Below are 18,804 nucleotides of genomic sequence, written 5' to 3'. Positions count from 1 at the left end.
AATAATGCAATGGCAGAAAGATTAAATGGAAAAATACAAGAACTTAAATTGACAGCGAGAGGCTACAGAACCTTCTCTAATTTTAGAAGCGCAATTCTCTTTTTTTACGGTGGTTTAAGTCTCTATCCACTAAAATGGTAGTAGAACCATTTAAAATTATTATTTTCGTAAGACTAATCAGTACACAATCATATGCTAAAAAAAGAACGCTTTGAAAAGATGATAACTTGGTTTCAAGAGAACATGCCTATTGCTGAAACCGAGCTCCGTTATACCAATCCATACGAGTTGCTTGTTGCTGTCATTTTATCAGCACAATGCACCGACAAGCGAGTGAATATGATGACGCCAGCTCTTTTTGAGAAATACCCTACGGCATTCGATTTATCTCATGCCACACAAGAGGATATCTTTAACTATATACGTTCATGTTCGTATCCAAACAATAAAGCAAAACACCTACTAGGAATGGCTAAAATGCTTGTTGAAGATTTTAAGGAAGAAGTACCTGATGATATCAAAGAGCTTCAGAAAATGCCTGGTGTTGGTCGAAAAACGGCTAATGTTATTGCTTCAGTTGTATTCAATAAACCTGCAATGGCTGTAGATACACATGTTTTTAGAGTATCAGCACGTATTGGATTAACTACTAATGCAAAAACACCTCTTGAAACCGAGAAGCAACTCGTTAAATTTATACCCGAAAAATTGCTTCCAATTGCACACCATTGGTTAATTTTACATGGTCGTTATGTTTGCATTGCTCGTAAACCAAAATGCAAATCATGCGGTTTAAAAGATTTATGCAAATACTATATTAAAGAAAATAAGAAAAAACAATAATGTACAGCTACAAATACCCACGTCCAGCACTAACGGTTGATTGTGCTATTTTTTGTCATCACAACAACATCAACTATGTCTTATTAATTGAACGAGCACAAAATCCTTTTGCAAATCACTGGGCTTTTCCAGGAGGCTTTGTCGATATGAATGAAGATATAGAACACGCAGCTTACCGCGAACTTAAAGAAGAAACTGGCTTTGATGATTGTGAACTCGAGCAATTTAAAACCTACGGAGGTGTTAATCGAGATCCGAGAGGAAGAACAGTATCAGTCGTGTACAAGGGAGAACTGAAACATGAAAAACTCCCATCAGTAACTGGTATGGACGATGCTAAAGAAGCTAAATGGTGGCCCATAGACGACTTACCAAAATTAGCCTTCGACCATGATTTAATTATGTCAGAACTACTAAATTTGTAATAAATCATTTGAGGATGTGATAATTAATATTCATCCTCATTTTTTTACTTTTTCCTTTACACTTACCTTTCTTCTCCCGAATACTATCGGAATTCACTTTTTTATTTCTTTACTTTTCCACCTTTCCAATCTTCCTCTTTTGACTTTTCAGGACTTTTTCACTCTTTATACTTTTTAACTTTTTCACCTTTTCACCTTATCCTTTAACCTTCAATCCCTTTACACTCTGTTCTAAATACAACTGACTATCAGGTCCCAGATTAAAAAGTAAATCTAGAATACTCAAGTTCTCAATAAAGCCAAACTTATCACTAAATACTTGGTAATATTCTTTTGATTCAAAGGAAGGATCAATAATAGATTTTGAGGCTTTAGGATGAATTCCGTCACGAAAATCAACAAGGTTTCCTACATCTTCAATATAATCATCAGTCGTCCTTATTGTAGATTCTAAGTCAATTAAAGAAATAACTTGATTTTGAATTTCCATATTAAAATCTAGAAGAAAATCCCACTTTCTATCGAAAAAGCGAGCAAAATCGTCAATATAAAATTCGTAAAAAGGCGATGAATTATAGGCTGATTCTATGCCTTTCCAATGTAATTTTTGCCAATTGGTATCATAAGAAATTCGCACATCCTTAGTCAATATTTTCTTACTACTTGCCTTTAGAACTGGCACGGATAAGGCTAAAGCTCCATTTGCAGCAAATATAGTACATCGATTTCTATAGGACTGTTTCGAATAATTCTCAAATTGCTCAATTATCACATTAGGAAATTGAATCAACTTGCTATAATATTGAATTGGAGCAAAGTATGCAGTAGATAACAGGACAGTATTTTCCATCTTCTTTTTCTTGATTTTGTGCGAAGCTACAAAAATATGAAACTGACACAAAGAACATCTACAAATTATCACAAATTTTAATTTGGTATATATCTTGCACCCACATATTAAAAAAACCGGCTCAAATTAAAATTTGAGCCGGTTTTTTATATATTTCGATTAAGCCTAAGCTTTCTTATTCAATTCCCATAAAAAATCGATTCCATCTAATCTTACTCAAGAATGATTTGTCTTTATCAAGAGATAACCAAACGAAAGATGCTTTTCCTACAATATGATCTTCAGGAACATAACCCCAATAACGAGAGTCAGCTGACATATGTCTATTATCTCCCATCATCCAATAATAATCCATTTTGAATGTATAAGATGTAGCTAATTGATCATTAATATAAATACCATCATCCTCAACCTCAAGTTTGTTACCTTCATAAGCAGAAATTACACGATCATATAAAGGCAAGTTCTTTTTAGTTAATTCAACGGTAACACCTTTCTTAGGCAATACAAAAGGTCCAAAATTATCACGATTCCAATTGTAATCCTTGCTAAATGGAAACACATCTCCATACATTCCTTGCGGATCAAGTAAACGTGTAACCGAAATAACATTATGAAGTTTTTTAAGTTCTTCAACATCGGCAGTCGTTAAGGGTAAAACATATTCAGTCGTACTTATTCTATGTCTATCATCCTTTGCTATATTAAATTCCTCAAGTTTTCTAGGATTTATTGAAGTACCATTCGTTTTAACATTATAGTTAAACTGCATATTCTCAATACTTCCTTGAGGTTTGCCATTTACATACATCTGTGCATCTATAGACAACAAAGTATCTCCTGGTATACCAACACATCGCTTAATATAATTCTCACGCTTATCAACTGGACGAGAACGAATATCGAAACGTTGTCTCATATATTTAGAAGCTATTTTTTTATAAGCTCTATCAGATTGCAATAAACGACCTTTCATCATATCATCCTTCTTAAAATCGTTACTTAATGAACGAACTTGAGAATGATAATCAGGATTTTCAAATCCAACTCGGATTGTATCTCCTGCAGGGAAATTAAAAACGACAACATCATTACGCTCCACATCACCAAATCCTGCTAATCTGTGATAAGGCCATTCTATCAATTCTGAATAAGACTTAGTAGACGTTGTTCCTGGCATTGTATGGTGAGCAAATGGAAATGATAGTGGTGTGTTAGGCACCTTAGGTCCATAAGCCATTTTACTTACAAAAAGATAGTCACCTACCAACATCGATTTCTCCATAGAAGAAGTCGGAATAGTGTAAGCCTCGATAAAAAACATACGAATAAGCGTTGCTGCTACAACTGCAAATATTAAGGCATCAATCCATTCTACTACGAAACTTTGCTTTTTAACGCCACGCTTTTTCCAAAATGCCCAATGCACTTTTTTACTTATATAAACGTCAAATAGAATTGGAAAACCTAACAAAAGCCAAAAGTTACCAATCCATAACATCATTAAAAGATAGGTAAAAGCAGCTAATGAAAACTTAAACCATTTATTCTTTAAAAGTCCCTTCATAGAGCAAATATTTTATTTAGAAGTTTTATTTCAATTTGATTTTGTGCGAAACTACAAAAATTAATCTTTAGAGCTTTAACAAATCCTTCATTCCAAAGAAACCCGTTTTTCCAGGCATAAACTCCGCAGCCAATACAGCTCCAAAGGCAAAACCCTTGCGACTGTAGGCTTTATGTTGAATTTGAATTTCATCAACTTCGGAGTGCCAAGTAATACTGTGAGTTCCTGGTACTGCACCATGACGTCTAGCCACAATGCTCATTTCTGAATCCTTAGTACTCAAACCTTCAATCCAAGAATCCTTTACAGGATTATTCTCAAATACACCTTCTGCCAAAGTCAAAGCAGTTCCACTTGGTGAATCCAATTTATGAATATGATGAATCTCTTCCATGTCCACATCATACTGATCAAAACCAGTCATTAGTTGAGCCAATTTTTTATTTAACTCGAAAAATAAGTTGACACCCAAACTAAAGTTCGAAGCATAAAAGAAACTTTTGCCTCCATCACATCGTGATTTAATATCTTCAATTTGATCTAACCAACCTGTTGTACCAGATACAACTGGAACTCCGGCTTCAAAGCAGATCATATAATTATTATAGGCTGAATCAGGATTAGTAAATTCGATTACGACATCGATTCCTTTTAGATTTTCAACAGTTAAATCAGACTGGTTATTCTGATCTATAATTAAAGCAATCTCGTGATTACGATCTAAAGCAATACGTTCAATTTCATGCCCCATTTTTCCGTAACCAATCAGTGCAATTTTCATATTTTCTTAAATTTAAACCCCATTCTATGTTTCATTGGTTTAGAATGAGAAATGGCTAATAATTTTCATTTTAAGACCCTATCTAATTGTAATTAATACAAAATTAAAGAACAAGCCCATACTTATTATAATAAACATCAAAAATAACAAATCAAAACAAGATTGCTATGTTTTGAATGCTTAATAAAACTTAAGTTCTCAAGTTTTTCGACAAGTAGGGCTTATCACACCTTGAATGAAATATTTAGCCTTTGAAATATTTCTAGTTCTAATACACATATTTTGAAGCATAAATCTTATATTCAAAAGGTGAAATAATAGTACGATATAGTTTATTGAATCATTTAAAATTTCAATTAAATGATTCCTTATAATTAGACTATAGATTTAAATCAAAATCAAAAAAATGAACCATACAATAACTTGCTTTCTTCCTGCTGGGAATCGTGAAGAAACCCTATCCACTATAAACGAATTAAAAGATTCAAACCTGGTATCTAATATTTACCTAATTGGTCAAGTTGATTATAAAATTGATAAGGTTGAATTTCTGAATTCAAAATCCTTATTCGCTGGAGAAACAATTCATGAAATTGCTGCAAAATCGAACGCTGACTTTACTTTCATCTACACAAAAACAAGTTCGTTAAAATTAGGTCAATTCGCTCTTAATCGATTTACACAAGTTGCTAAAGATACCCAAGCAAGCTTCACCTATTCTGATTCTAAAATTATTAAAAATGGTAAAACAGAGAATCACCCTGTAATCGATTATCAGGAAGGAAGTTTGAGAGATGATTTTGATTTTGGTTCATTGATTTGTATCAATACAAAAGCTCTAAAAAAAGCAATTACATCAGTCGACAAAAACAACAAGTATGCAGGCTTTTACTCACTCCGACTAGCACTCTCGGAACAAGCTGATTTGATTCGAATTCCAGAATATTTATATACCGAAGCAGAACTAGATACGAGAAAAACGGGTGAGAAAATATTCGATTACGTAGACCCAAAGAATCGTGCTGTACAAATAGAAATGGAAGAAGTTTGTACTGAATTTCTTAAGCGAACTAATGGTTATTTGAAACCAGAATTTGTCGATATAGATTCTAAATCTGAACATTTTGAACTAGAAGCTTCAGTTATTATCCCTGTACTCAACCGGGTTAAAACACTTGAAGATGCAATAAAATCAGTTCTCTCACAAAAAAGTGATTATCCATTCAATCTAATCATTGTCGATAATCACTCAACAGATGGCACAAGGGAGCTCATTCAAAAATATGCGAGTCAGGATAAGCGAATCATACACCTAATTCCTGAACGTAATGATTTAGGAATTGGAGGCTGTTGGAACGAAGCCGTACACCACAAATCATGTGGACGATTCGCCATTCAACTTGACAGTGATGACTTATACGCTGATGTAACAACTATTCAACAAATTATTGAATGTTTTCACAAAGAAAAATGTGCGATGCTTGTGGGAAGCTATCAAATGGTCAATTTTAAACTAGAAGAAATACCTCCAGGTTTAATCGACCACAAAGAATGGACACCTGAAAATGGGAGAAATAATGCCTTACGAATAAACGGACTTGGTGCACCACGAGCTTTCTATACGCCCGTTATACGAGAAACACCATTACCAAACGTTAACTATGGTGAGGATTATGCATTGGGTTTAGCCATATCAAGGAAATACCAAATTGGTCGTATTTATAAGTCTCTATATCTGTGCCGTCGTTGGGACGAAAACTCTGATGCTTCACTTAGCATTGAAAAAATGAATGCTCATAACACTTATAAAGATCGTATCAGAACCATTGAATTGAAAGCTAGAAAAAATATTAATCAATAGAAGCATGAGTGAAAAATCATTAAATAAAAAAATCCTATTAATCTATGGAATAATAGCCTCGGTAATGGGATTTTTCACAAAACTCATATTAAGGCCATTAGTTCATCAATATGAAATTAATGATTTTGGTTTCAACGGATATGGCCCCAATTTATTCATGGCAATTGGGATGACGATGTTTGCAGCTTACTTCACTAAGAAAAAACCTATTGTTACAATGGCATCTGTATCATTAGGTATCTTAGCATATGAAACAGAACAAATATGGACAAGCAAGACTTTCGATTATGCCGATATTATTGCAACTCTACTAGGCTTTGGACTATCAGTATTAATTTTAAATGTAACTTCTAAAAAATCAAGGATCAAGCTTTAATAAAAAAGTATGAAAAATAGATATTTATTACTGACTACTGTTTTCTTCTTATTCCTAGCTTCTTGTCAAGCTAAAATGGAGAAAAAAAATATGGGACAAGAACTAACTGAAGATTGCCAAGTAGATTCTATTGATTTAGATATTTTGAATTCATTAAATCAAATAGCTAAGAACTTACAATACGATTCTTTGACAACTGAAGATCAAATTATTGAAATTGGTAAACTGTTTCTACAAACACCATATGTTGGAGGCACATTGGAAAATAATGTAAATGAAGAACTAGTTATCAATCTCCATCAACTTGATTGTACCACTTATCTTGAGAATGTATTAGCCTTGTCTCAAACACTTAAACAATCACAAGTTAGCACATCTAATTTTTCTAAGAACATAGAATTAATTCGCTACCGAAATGGACAACTAAATGATTACACATCTCGATTACATTATTTTACCGATTGGATTATCAACAATGAAAAGAAGAGATTAGTCAAAAATATCACTCAAGAAATTGGTGGAGAACCTTATTTTAAAACAATCAATTTTATGAGTTCACATGTCAGCTCGTATCCGGCATTAGTTAAAGACTCATCTCTCATCGAAAAGATAAAAGAAACGGAAAAAAGACTTAATTCACAGCAACACTTTTATATTCCTGAAAATAAGATTCAACAAGTAGAAGATAAAATTCATAATGGCGATTTTATTGCTATCACTACAAGAATAAAGGGTTTAGACGTTTCTCACACAGGAATTGCAATTCATATAAACGAGCGTTTACATTTAATGCACGCTTCAAGCAATGCAAAAAAAGTTGTTATTTCAGAATTACCATTAGCTGAAAAGATTCAGAAAAACAGCTTGCAAACGGGGATTATAGTCGTGAGAGTTATATCGAAACAATAAGTACTGACTTAATTATTTTCTCTTAAAGAGAATCACCAATATATAAAGGAGAATTAATGCAAAAAATCAATAAGGAAAATTTACAAAGCTTCTTTCAAGAACAAAAAGAAAATTGGCCTTTAGCCAAAAACAACTATAATGGACTAGAAAAAGTAGAAGAAAAAGAATTTCAATTTGAAGGATTTAAAATAAAAGTTCAATTCAACCCTGAACGAATAAAATCTACTTCTGCCAAAGTCGACAAAGAAGCCATTGAGAAAAGAGCCTGCTTTTTATGCGAAAAAAACAGACCCGAACTTCAAACTAAAATTGAATTAGAAAATGGCTATTCTCTTTTGGTAAATCCCTTCCCTATTCTAAAACAACACTTCACAATTCCCCAAAATGAGCATATCGATCAGAATTTTATAAATCATATTGGTGATATGCTCAATATGGCTGAATGCTTAGAGGGCTATTCTTTCTTTTATAATGGACCAAAATCAGGAGCTTCAGCACCCGATCACATGCATTTTCAAGCTGGTGAAAATGGTTTTATGCCAACAGACTCAGAATATATTAATCTTAAAAAAAATAATGGGAAACTAATCACTTATAATGATCGCATTAAAGTCTATAGTTTCAATCATTACCTGAGAAAGATGATTAGTATTGAAGCAGATAGAGCTCAAGATATTGTAAGTACTTGTAAAATACTATATTCTTCTTTCGAAAAGCTTCAAGCTGAGGAGAAAGAACCTTTATTAAATGCGATATGCATTTACAAAAACAAGAAATATTGCCTTCATATTTTTCCACGAAAATTGCATCGACCATCTCAGTTTTTTGCTGAAGGAAATGATCAATTATTGATTAGTCCTGGAGCCGTAGATATGGGTGGCGTTATTATCACACCTCGAAAAGAAGATTTCGATAAAATCACAAAAGAAGATATCATTGATATTTATAAACAAGTTAGTTTAGATGATTTCGCTTTTGACAAACTCTGTCAGAATTTCACAAAACTAGTTATGCTTTAAATTGAAACAAACCACATGCAAGAACCAACAATACGAGTAGGCATTATGTATAAAAGAGAGATTTCATTCCAATTGAATGGAACTTACACGCTTCTGCAAAATAATAAAGCTTACACTGGCAAACAGAGCATTAAATATCAAAATGATAAAATAGCATTCGACGGTTTAACTTTTGAACCAGAAGAACTTATTTTTATACCTAAGGACTATGTAAACAGTTCTTTTGAATTATTCGATGTAACTATAGGCATAAATTTTCATTGGGAACGTAAAGAAAACCAATCATTCAAAGGAAGTATCCATTTCATTTGTGAAGATGATAAACTAACGGCTATAAATGTTCTGAAACTCGAAGATTATTTAGTTAGTGTCATCTCTTCTGAGATGAAAGCAACAAGTAGTTTGGAACTTCTAAAAGCACATGCCATAATTTCTAGATCGTGGCTACTAGCCCAAGTTTTAAAGAGTGAAAACATACATTCTTCAACTCAAACTTATCAATCTGTCACTGAAAATTCTAATGAACGAATAAAATGGTACGACAGAGAAGACCATCAAAACTTTGATGTATGTGCTGACGACCATTGCCAACGCTACCAAGGTATAACCAAACAATCAAGTCATGCTGTTATAAAAGCTATTGAAACAACACGAGGCATCGTTTTAACAAGTGATGGAAATATTTGTGATGCTCGTTTTTCTAAATGTTGTGGTGGTATTTCAGAAACTTTTGAGAATGTTTGGGAACCCAAAGCTCACAAATACCTTCAAGCTATTAGAGATGGAAAAAAAACTGATCTAAAATTAGATTTAAAAAATGAATCTACGGCTAAAAGTTGGATTCTAAGCTCACCAGATGTTTTTTGCAATACGATCGACAAAACCATTCTATCTCAGATTTTGAATGACTATGATATGGAAACGCCAGACTTTTTCCGCTGGAAAGTTCGCTATACTCAAGATGATTTATCTGAACTAATCAATAGAAAAACAGAAAAAGATTTTGGAAAAATAATCGATTTAATTCCAATTGAAAGAGGCTTATCTGGACGAATTATCAAACTAAAAATCGTAGGTGAAAAAATGAATTTTATAATTGGTAAGGAATTAGAAATCAGAAAAGTATTATCAGAATCACATCTTTACAGTTCAAATTTCATCCTCGAAAAGGAACACTTAACAGGTGATTTTATTTTAAAAGGTGCTGGATGGGGACACGGCGTAGGTCTATGTCAAATAGGTGCAGCTGTGATGGGAGCCAATGGGTACAGCCATAAAGACATACTGTTGCATTATTTCACAGGAGCTGAATTAGAAAAAAGATACTAATATGAAGAAAGATACGAGATCCCCTTGGGCATGGATTCCATCACTTTACTTTGCAGAAGGACTTCCTTATGTCATCGTATTGACAGTAGCTGTTATTATGTACAAGCGTTTGGACATTTCTAATACAGATATTGCCTTATACACATCTTGGTTATATCTTCCATGGGTAATTAAACCTTTTTGGAGTCCCATTGTTGATATTATAAAAAGTAAACGCTGGTGGATTGTTGCCATGCAAACACTTATTGGTGCGGCACTGGCTGGAGTCGCTTTTACCATACCCACAACAAATTTCTTCCAAGCTTCGCTAGCTTTCTTCTGGCTTTTAGCATTTAGTTCAGCCACACACGATATTGCTGCAGATGGATTTTACATGTATGGCCTAGATAAACACAAGCAGACTTATTTTATAGGAATAAGAAGTACTTTCTATCGTATTGCCATGATTACAGGACAAGGACTCTTAATTATTCTTGCTGGCTATCTTGAAGAGATAAAACTATTTGGACAAACCGAGAAGAGTATACCTTTAGCATGGTCGTTTACCTTTATAATTATCACAATTGGCTTCCTAATTATAACCCTTTATCACAAGTTTGCTTTACCTAAACCCATTGATGATAAGGATAAAAACATAAAAAGCTTTACTGATGTTTTCAATGATTTTGGAGAAACCTTTAGATCTTTCTTTGCAAAGAAAAACATAATGACCACTATTGGAATGATCCTTTTCTATCGACTGGGAGAATCGCAATTAGTAAAAATGGCATCACCCTTTTTACTAGATGGTAAAGATGTTGGCGGTCTTGCTTTAACCACATCCGAAGTCGGTATTATTTATGGTACAATTGGTATTATAGCTCTAACTATAGGTGGTATTTTAGGTGGCTATCTAGCATCAAAACAAGGTTTAAAATTTTGGATCTGGTGGATGGTTTTAGCCATTAATCTTCCCAATCTGGTTTACGTATTTCTATCGCAAAGCTTACCTGATTCATTTTTGCTTATTAGCATATCGGTAGCCATTGAACAATTTGGCTATGGTTTTGGTTTTACAGCCTACATGCTTTATCTGATTTATGTTTCAGAAGGGAAAAACAAAACAGCTCATTTTGCATTTTGTACAGGCTTTATGGCTTTAGGAATGATGTTACCTGGAATGGCTTCTGGGTGGATACAAGAAACTATTGGTTACCAACATTTCTTCATTTGGGTTATGCTGTGTACTATTCCTAGTTTTATAATGGTGAAAATGATTAAGATAGACCCTAAATTTGGAATCAAAACCCAATAGAATCCTCATCTTGTAGAATAATAAAAAATAAATCTTAATGTTTTACTAATAACAAGAGTACTTATTTATGAATCCTCTCTTTCAATACATCATAGGCGAATCAGTAAAACATCAACTTAAAGATAAACATCAAGCCACATCTTCTAAGGAAATCGACAATATACTCATTAAGACTAAAGTAGAATACACGCACTTAATTAGAGAAAGTATTTTCATCCTAATTGGTATAGTATCTGCATGTTTCGGTCTAAAAGGTTTTCTTCTACCCAACGCATTTATAGATGGAGGCGTTACAGGCATATCACTTATTATAAGCGAATTAACCAACATACCCTTATCAATCTTATTAGTTGCCATTAATATTCCATTCTTACTTATGGCTTTCTCTACCATCAACAAACAGTTTGCCATAAGAAGTATTATTGCCATTTTCCTGCTTGCCATATCGGTTCACTTTATTCCTGTTCCGACTATCACCGATGATAAATTATTAATTGCTATTTTCGGAGGATTTTTCCTAGGAGCAGGAATCGGATTGGCAATACGTGGAGGTTCAGTCATTGATGGAACTGAAATACTAGCCATATTTATCAGTAAAAAATCATCATTAACAATAGGAGATGTTATCTTAGTTTTTAATGTATTTATATTTCTAATAGCTGCCTATATATTTAATATTGAAACAGCAATGTATGCCATGCTAACCTACTTGGCAGCATCAAAAACCATAGATTTTATTGTATCTGGAATAGAAGAATATGTTGGTGTAACAATCATTTCTGACAAAAGTGAAGAAATTCGACTAGCAATAATAGAAGAACTTGGGCGAGGATGTACCATTTACAATGGTAAAAGAGGATTTGCACCCAAAGGACAAAAGTTAGAACCTACAGAAATTATATACACACTCGTAACAAGATTAGAACTAACACAACTTCAAACAGAAATAGATAAAATTGATAGTAAAGCTTTTACGGTTATGCACAGCATTAAAGATGCTAAAGGCGGAATGATAAAAAAAAGAGCTTTACATTAATTCAATTTAGTCTTCTACAATTTTACTCTTTCAATAAAGTTTCAGTAACTTAGATATACGCTACTGAAACTGAGAACAGAATGAAGTCTAATTTATCTTATAAAGAAAAATGTGATTGTGTACGAAGTAACTTTTGCACCTATGTGAATCATGAGAAAAGTTTCTCCTCTAAAGAAAAAATATACTTAATCCAGATCATCCTTAATGATAATATATCGGGAGTATTATACGTTAGCAGTATTCTAGCAGCTTGGTCATTAATTGTTACCATAATAGACTTTATTCTATTCCCTGGAATAATCATATATGCCATTTATCACGGTGTAATTGACTATAAAGTACTCACTCCTCCTATCTTATTTTTAGTAGGGAATGTTGTCGCAAAATTCATCTATATCTCTGTCAGCTTAAAAGGGAAAGTTATGTATTACGATATCATTATATCTATACTACCATACGCAGGATCAGCTTATCTTCTCAAAAAATTTCTTATTAAGGACAAGCTCTTATCAAAAGCAGTTTATGACTTTCTTAAAATGAAGAAACAAAGAATTAAGAATCAATTCGTCAATTTTTTCAGAAAGAAACACGCACCAATACTTCTCGAATAAAGACATAAAAAAAGGACTTGCTCATGAGCAAGTCCTTTTCAAAGTAAGATAATCTATAATGCTATTTAGCTCCTTGAGCTTTTCCCACTACAGCTTTAAAAGCTTCAGGGTGATTCATTGCTAAATCAGCCAAAACCTTACGGTTAATTTCGATGTTAGCTTTATGCATTAATCCGATTAGTTGTGAATAAGAAAGACCTTCTAGTCTTGCAGCAGCGTTAATACGCTGAATCCACAATGCACGGAAATTTCCTTTTTTTCTTTTTCTATCACGGTAAGCATACTGCAAACCTTTTTCCCATGTATTCTTAGCTACTGTCCACACATTAGCTCTGGCACCAAAGTTACCTTTAGTTTCCTTAAGAATCTTTTTTCTTCTAGCTCTAGATGCTACAGAATTAACTGATCTTGGCATAATTTTAAATTTTAGAATGTTAGCGTTCCCATTGGGACTCTTTGTGCTAAATCACTCGGTTAATAAACTTGTAAAAAATCAAAAAATTGATTTTTCTACAACATGTTAAGCATTAACTTAACATTTTTCTGGTCTGATTTATGAACATCACCAAAATAAGTAAGATTTCTCTTTCTTTTTTTGCTTTTCTTAGTCAAAATATGACTTTTGAAGGCATGTTTTCTTTTGATCTTTCCAGATGCAGTCAAAGTAAATCTCTTCTTTGCGCTGCAGTTTGTTTTCATCTTAGGCATTGTACAAACTTATTGATTATATACTAAATTACTTTTTCTTTTTAGGCGTAATAAACATGGTCATACGCTTACCTTCAAGTCTTGGTAATTGTTCAACTTTCCCAATCTCTTCAAGATCTTGAGCAAATTTCAACAATAAGATCTCTCCTTTATCTTTAAAAAGAATTGATCGTCCTTTGAAAAACACAAAAGCTTTCACCTTAGCACCTTCACCAAGAAACTTGGTAGCGTGTTTAAGTTTAAAATTATAATCGTGTTCATCAGTGTTAGGTCCGAAACGAATCTCCTTAACAACAACTTTAACGGCTTTTGCTTTAATCTCTTTTTGTTTCTTTTTTTGTTGATAAAGAAACTTATTATAATCGATTATTTTACAAACCGGTGGATCGGCGTTAGGTGATATTTCAACCAAATCTAATTCCTTATCCTGAGCAATTTTTAATGCTTCAGCAATAGAAAATACACCTGATTCTAAATCGTCACCGACGATACGAACACTACGAGCTCTAATCAACTGATTAATCTTGTGTTGAGCCTCGCGAGGCTTAAAAGCACCTCTTCTGTTTCTATGTTGAAATCCAGCTATGGCTAGTTCCTCCCTTAGTTAGTTAGTAATTTGTGATAGATGACATTTGTCCCTCTACCTCTTTATTTATTAAATCTGCAAATTCATTAATCTGCATAGTTCCCATATCACCTTCTCCTTGTCGACGAACAGAAATCGTATTTTCAGACGCTTCTTTTTCTCCAACAATTAGAAGATAAGGAATTTTTTTCAATTCATTATCACGTATTTTACGACCAATCTTCTCATTTCGATCATCTAACACGGCGCGAATATCGGAATTATTTAATGAATTTAAAACTTTTTTCGCATAATCATTGTATTTTTCGCTAATCGGCATAATCACCGTTTGCTCTGGTGTTAACCACAATGGAAATTTACCGCCTGTATGTTCAATCAAAACAGCAACAAAACGCTCCATTGAACCGAAAGGTGCACGGTGAATCATAATAGGACGATGTTTCATATTATCGCTACCTACATATTCCAAATCGAAACGCTCAGGCAAGTTATAATCAACCTGTATGGTTCCCAATTGCCATTTACGACCAATTGCATCCTTAATCATAAAATCAAGCTTAGGACCATAGAAAGCTGCCTCTCCATATTCCACAACTGTTTTTAATCCTTTCTCATCAGCAGCTTCTATAATTGCTGTTTCGGCTTTTTCCCAATTTTCATCACTTCCAATATACTTAGAACTCTTTTCTTTATCACGTAAAGAAATTTGTGCTGTATAATCATTAAAGTTAAGAGCCTTAAAAATAATAAAGATAATATCTATCACTTTCTTGAACTCTTCTTTTAACTGATCTGGAGTACAAAAAAGGTGAGCATCATCCTGAGTAAAACTTCTTACACGAGTTAAACCGTGAAGTTCTCCACTTTGCTCATAACGATAAACAGTTCCGAATTCAGCATAACGAACAGGAAGATCCTTATATGAACGTGGCTTAAATTTAAAAATTTCACAGTGATGAGGACAATTCATTGGTTTCAACAAATACTCTTCACCCTCTTGTGGTGTTTTAATAGATTGAAATGAATCTGCACCATACTTATCGTAATGTCCAGATGTTTTATACAAATTAATATTACCAATATGTGGGGTAATAACCTGCTCGTATCCGAATTGCTTCTGTATGCGTTTCAAAAATGTCTCAAGACTTTCTCTCAATTGAGCTCCTTTTGGTAACCACATTGGCAATCCTGCACCCACGTTTTGAGAAAAAGTAAAAAGTTCCATCTCTTTACCCAATTTACGATGGTCACGCTTTTTAGCTTCTTCCATCATAACAACATACTCGTCCAATAATTTTTTCTTTGGAAAAGTAATACCATATATACGAGTCAGTTGTTTTCTATTTTCATCGCCTCTCCAATATGCACCAGCAACAGAATTTAATTTAATTGCTTTTATATATGATGTATTTGGAAGGTGTGGTCCACGACAAAGATCAGTAAAGTTACCTTGCTCGTAAAAGCTAATGGTACCATCATCTAAATCGTTAATCAACTCAACCTTATATCCTTCATCTTTTGAGCTAAAAAATTGGAGAGCTTCTGCTTTCGTTACATCCTTACGAACGTACTCATTTTTCATACGAGCTAACTCCAACATTTTCTGCTCAATTTTTGGCAGATCTTTATCTGTTAGCACACGATCGTCACCTAAGTCAACATCGTAGTAAAAACCCATATCAATTGCTGGACCAATACCAAACTTAACACCTGGGTACAATACTTCTAAAGCTTCGGCCATTAAGTGAGCTGATGAGTGCCAAAAAGCATGTTTACCTTCTTCATCGTTCCACGTATGAAGCTTAATTTTTGCGTCTTCATTAATTGCGCGTGTCAGATCATACAACTGTTCGTTCACGGTAATTGATAAAACTTCTTTTGCCAATCGACTTGAAATGCTTTTTGCAATCTCCAAACCAGAGATACCAACTTCAAATTCTTTTACTGTTCCGTCAGGAAATGTAATTTTAATCATCCTATTTTGTTTAATTTTTATTCACACCGCTACAAACCAGCATGATATACTTATAATAGAAACTCAAATTTCGAAAAACAATCTAAAATGATTGACTTGTTTCTTATGAAACGAGTTATTTCAAAATTTAGTAAACAAAGATATAACTTTCTATATAAAATAGACTCTTTTATCTCGACCAATTCATCAAGTAATAAAAACTATACTTTAATGACATAAATCCTTTTCTATGATTCAAAAAAATTAAATCTTTGGGGAACAATTATAATCAGTTCATTTTTCCAAACAATAAACTGACTATAGAACAATCTTAAACAAAAATAAAAACATGAAAAATCTCAAGCAACTGCTTGCCTTAGGCTTATTCTTATGCTTTTCGATATCACTCCTCGCCCAACAAGCTGAGAAAAAAATAAGCATGGAAGATATTATTACAGATTACACTTTCGGGCAAAAATCGGTATATGGTCTTCGTTCTATGAACGATGGAATTCACTACACAACATTGGAAGCTGGTGGAACCAAAATTGTAAAATATGCTTATGCAACTGGAAAAGTTGTAGCAACTCTTTTAGATTTAAGCGAATTAAAATCTGAGGATTTAAAGAGCAGCTTTGATTATGAATTTAATGCTGACGAAAGCAGAATCTTATTAATGACTAATCGTGAACGCATTTATAGACGTTCATTTACAGCAAACTATTTCATATTTAGTTTTAAGAACAAAGAACTTAAACCACTTTCTAAAAATGGAAAACAACGTTTAGCAACTTTCTCTCCTGATGGAAGAAGAATCGCATTTGTTCGCGACAACAATATTTTTATTCACAACATTGCTTTTGGTTCAGAAAGTAAAGTAACTAAGGATGGGGAATTCAATAAAATTCAGAATGGTACACCAGACTGGGTTTACGAAGAAGAATTTGAATTCAACAGAGCATTTGAATGGTCTCCTGATAGCAAGGCACTTGCTTATATGAAATTTGACGAAAGCGAAGTTCCAATGTTTAACATGAACAAATTTGAAGGAACAAACCCTCAAATTAAAGAGAATGCTTTGTACCCTGAGAACTACGCTTACAAATACCCCAAAGCTGGCGAAAAAAATTCAGTCGTTGAAGTTTTCGTTTATAATATAAACGACCGATTGACTAAAAAGATGAATGTTGGTACTGAAACAGATCAGTATATTCCACGTATTAAATGGACAGCTGATCCAAAAATTTTAAGTATTTCTCGTCTTAATCGTCACCAAAACAAACTAGACATCTTATTGGCTAACTCGAAAACTGGTAAAACAACAACTTTACTTACCGAGGAAAACAAATACTATGTTGACAGTAATACTTTAGATGACCTAACATTCTTAGCAGATAACAAACATTTCATTTTCTCTAGCGAGAGAGATGCTTATCTTCATTTATATTTATTCGATATGAATGGCGAGGAAATTCAGCAGATTACAAAAGGCGAATGGGATGTAACTAAATTCATTGGTTATGATATGAAAAAGAAAATTTGCTACTACCAATCGGCAGAAGTGTCACCAATGGAACGCAATATCTATTCTATCAGATTAAATGGAACATCTAAAAAGAACCTAACACCTACAAAAGGAACAAATGATGCTTCTTTCTCAAAAGGATTTAAGTATTTTATTAATGACTTTTCGAGCGTTTCGCAACCCAAAACGGTTAAACTTTACAATGCAAAAGCAAAATTAATTCGTACACTAGAAGATAATAATGAGTTAGTTGAAAAACTAAAAGACTACAAAATTGCAAGTAAAGAATTCATTCAACTACCTGCTGCTGATGAGATCACTCAATTGAATGCTTGGATTATTAAACCTGTAGATTTTGATGCTTCTAAAAAGTATCCTGTTTTAATGACTCAATATAGTGGTCCTAACTCCCAACAAGTTTTAAACAAATGGGGAATAGACTGGTACAACTACTTAGCTCAAGAGGGTTATATCGTTGTTTGTGTTGATCCCCGAGGAACTGGAGCTAGAGGTGAACTCTTCCGTAAGTGCACTTATATGCAACTAGGTCGCTTAGAGTCTGACGATCAAATTTCGGCAGCTAAAGCATTAGCAAAGAAAAACTATATCGACCAAGATCGTATTGCAATTTGGGGTTGGAGCTTTGGTGCTTTCATGTCGTCACTATGTTTAGAAAAAGCTAGCGATGTGTTTAAATCAGCAATCGCTGTTGCTCCTGTAACCAACTGGCGTTATTACGATAGCATTTACACAGAACGTTTCATGAGAACTCCTGCTGAGAATCCAACAGGTTACGACGATAACTCACCAATTAACCATGCAGACAAGTTGAAAGGTAATTTATTATTGTGCCATGGTACAGCAGATGATAATGTGCATATTCAAAACACATATGAGTTTTCTGAGCGCTTAGTACAAGCTAACAAACAATTCGAGATGCAGATTTACACAAACCGTAATCACAGTATTTATGGTGGTATGACTCGTTTACACCTTTATAACAGATTCAATAAATTCTTGAAAGATAATTTATAGAATACCAACTCACAATATTAAGAAAGAGCTTATTCCATTGGAGTAAGCTCTTTTCTTTTATTCAGGTAATTAAACAAGTCCATCGACAAGATTTA

The 18,804-nt window shown here is 33.5% G+C and carries 19 protein-coding genes; 12 read left to right on the top strand and 7 right to left on the bottom strand.

The genetic code is table 11. The annotated features are described in order from the left end of the window. Positions 1–9: 9 nt before the first annotated feature. Genes EMN46_RS20470 through EMN46_RS14105 form a run of 3 tightly spaced genes read left to right on the top strand, consistent with a single transcriptional unit; the run spans position 10 to position 1,268 of the window. Positions 10–141, top strand: a complete 132-nt coding sequence (locus tag EMN46_RS20470) for a hypothetical protein (RefSeq protein WP_368667549.1) — start codon at positions 10–12, stop codon at positions 139–141. 51 nt (positions 142–192) lie between these two features. After that, on the top strand, positions 193–843 hold the full coding sequence (gene nth / locus EMN46_RS14110; protein ID WP_154201462.1) for an endonuclease III: 651 nt from the start codon (positions 193–195) through the stop codon (positions 841–843). After that, positions 843–1,268 carry an NUDIX hydrolase gene (locus tag EMN46_RS14105; protein WP_154201461.1) on the top strand — a complete coding sequence of 142 codons (426 nt, stop codon included), beginning with the start codon at positions 843–845 and terminating at the stop codon, positions 1,266–1,268. The genes nth and EMN46_RS14105 overlap by 1 nt, the downstream gene beginning before the upstream one ends. A 196-nt stretch (positions 1,269–1,464) precedes the next feature. Here EMN46_RS14105 and EMN46_RS14100 read toward each other — a convergent pair whose 3' ends face one another. From EMN46_RS14100 to dapB, 3 genes are all read right to left on the bottom strand, one after another. After that, positions 1,465–2,118: a WbqC family protein gene (locus tag EMN46_RS14100; protein ID WP_154201460.1), complete on the bottom strand. Its 654-nt coding sequence runs from the start codon at positions 2,116–2,118 to the stop codon at positions 1,465–1,467. 175 nt (positions 2,119–2,293) lie between these two features. Further along, positions 2,294–3,685: a signal peptidase I gene (gene lepB / locus EMN46_RS14095; RefSeq protein WP_154201459.1), complete on the bottom strand. Its 1,392-nt coding sequence runs from the start codon at positions 3,683–3,685 to the stop codon at positions 2,294–2,296. A gap of 67 nt (positions 3,686–3,752) precedes the next feature. Continuing rightward, a complete protein-coding gene (gene dapB, locus EMN46_RS14090; RefSeq protein WP_154201458.1) occupies positions 3,753–4,466 on the bottom strand; it encodes a 4-hydroxy-tetrahydrodipicolinate reductase in 714 nt (237 codons plus the stop codon). Positions 4,467–4,872: 406 nt separating this feature from the next. Here dapB and EMN46_RS14085 point away from each other — a divergent pair, with 406 nt between their 5' ends. From EMN46_RS14085 to EMN46_RS14050, 8 genes are all read left to right on the top strand, one after another. Beyond that, positions 4,873–6,327, top strand: a complete 1,455-nt coding sequence (locus EMN46_RS14085; protein WP_154201457.1) for a glycosyltransferase family A protein — start codon at positions 4,873–4,875, stop codon at positions 6,325–6,327. Positions 6,328–6,331: 4 nt separating this feature from the next. Next, positions 6,332–6,703: a hypothetical protein gene (locus tag EMN46_RS14080; RefSeq protein ID WP_154201456.1), complete on the top strand. Its 372-nt coding sequence runs from the start codon at positions 6,332–6,334 to the stop codon at positions 6,701–6,703. 9 nt (positions 6,704–6,712) lie between these two features. Next, entirely contained in the window at positions 6,713–7,612 is a 900-nt protein-coding gene (locus tag EMN46_RS14075; RefSeq protein ID WP_154201455.1) for an N-acetylmuramoyl-L-alanine amidase-like domain-containing protein, read from the top strand. 56 nt (positions 7,613–7,668) lie between these two features. Further along, positions 7,669–8,631 carry a DUF4922 domain-containing protein gene (locus EMN46_RS14070; RefSeq protein ID WP_154201454.1) on the top strand — a complete coding sequence of 321 codons (963 nt, stop codon included), beginning with the start codon at positions 7,669–7,671 and terminating at the stop codon, positions 8,629–8,631. Between the two features lie 15 nt (positions 8,632–8,646). Then, positions 8,647–9,960, top strand: a complete 1,314-nt coding sequence (locus EMN46_RS14065; protein ID WP_154201453.1) for a SpoIID/LytB domain-containing protein — start codon at positions 8,647–8,649, stop codon at positions 9,958–9,960. Position 9,961: 1 nt separating this feature from the next. Continuing rightward, positions 9,962–11,254 carry an MFS transporter gene (locus EMN46_RS14060; RefSeq protein ID WP_154201452.1) on the top strand — a complete coding sequence of 431 codons (1,293 nt, stop codon included), beginning with the start codon at positions 9,962–9,964 and terminating at the stop codon, positions 11,252–11,254. Between the two features lie 67 nt (positions 11,255–11,321). After that, positions 11,322–12,290 (top strand): YitT family protein, encoded by a 969-nt coding sequence (locus EMN46_RS14055; RefSeq protein WP_154201451.1) that lies wholly within the window; start codon positions 11,322–11,324, stop codon positions 12,288–12,290. A gap of 80 nt (positions 12,291–12,370) precedes the next feature. Further along, positions 12,371–12,901 (top strand): hypothetical protein, encoded by a 531-nt coding sequence (locus EMN46_RS14050; RefSeq protein ID WP_154201450.1) that lies wholly within the window; start codon positions 12,371–12,373, stop codon positions 12,899–12,901. 61 nt (positions 12,902–12,962) lie between these two features. Here EMN46_RS14050 and rplT read toward each other — a convergent pair whose 3' ends face one another. From rplT to thrS, 4 genes are all read right to left on the bottom strand, one after another. After that, a complete protein-coding gene (gene rplT / locus EMN46_RS14045) occupies positions 12,963–13,316 on the bottom strand; it encodes a 50S ribosomal protein L20 (protein ID WP_154201449.1) in 354 nt (117 codons plus the stop codon). A gap of 95 nt (positions 13,317–13,411) precedes the next feature. Further along, positions 13,412–13,609 (bottom strand): 50S ribosomal protein L35, encoded by a 198-nt coding sequence (gene rpmI / locus EMN46_RS14040; protein ID WP_154201448.1) that lies wholly within the window; start codon positions 13,607–13,609, stop codon positions 13,412–13,414. A gap of 28 nt (positions 13,610–13,637) precedes the next feature. Next, complete coding sequence (gene infC / locus EMN46_RS14035; RefSeq protein WP_368667548.1) at positions 13,638–14,195, bottom strand: translation initiation factor IF-3; 558 nt, start codon at positions 14,193–14,195, stop codon at positions 13,638–13,640. A gap of 22 nt (positions 14,196–14,217) precedes the next feature. Next, positions 14,218–16,170, bottom strand: a complete 1,953-nt coding sequence (gene thrS, locus EMN46_RS14030; RefSeq protein WP_154201446.1) for a threonine--tRNA ligase — start codon at positions 16,168–16,170, stop codon at positions 14,218–14,220. Between the two features lie 328 nt (positions 16,171–16,498). On the opposite strand from thrS, the gene EMN46_RS14025 reads away from it, so the two are divergent. Then, entirely contained in the window at positions 16,499–18,709 is a 2,211-nt protein-coding gene (locus EMN46_RS14025; protein WP_154201445.1) for a S9 family peptidase, read from the top strand. Positions 18,710–18,804 lie beyond the last annotated feature (95 nt).

The organism is Ancylomarina sp. 16SWW S1-10-2 (genome assembly GCF_009669305.1).
Lineage (GTDB): Bacteria > Bacteroidota > Bacteroidia > Bacteroidales > Marinifilaceae > Ancylomarina.
This window is presented reverse-complemented; position numbering and strand designations above follow the sequence as displayed.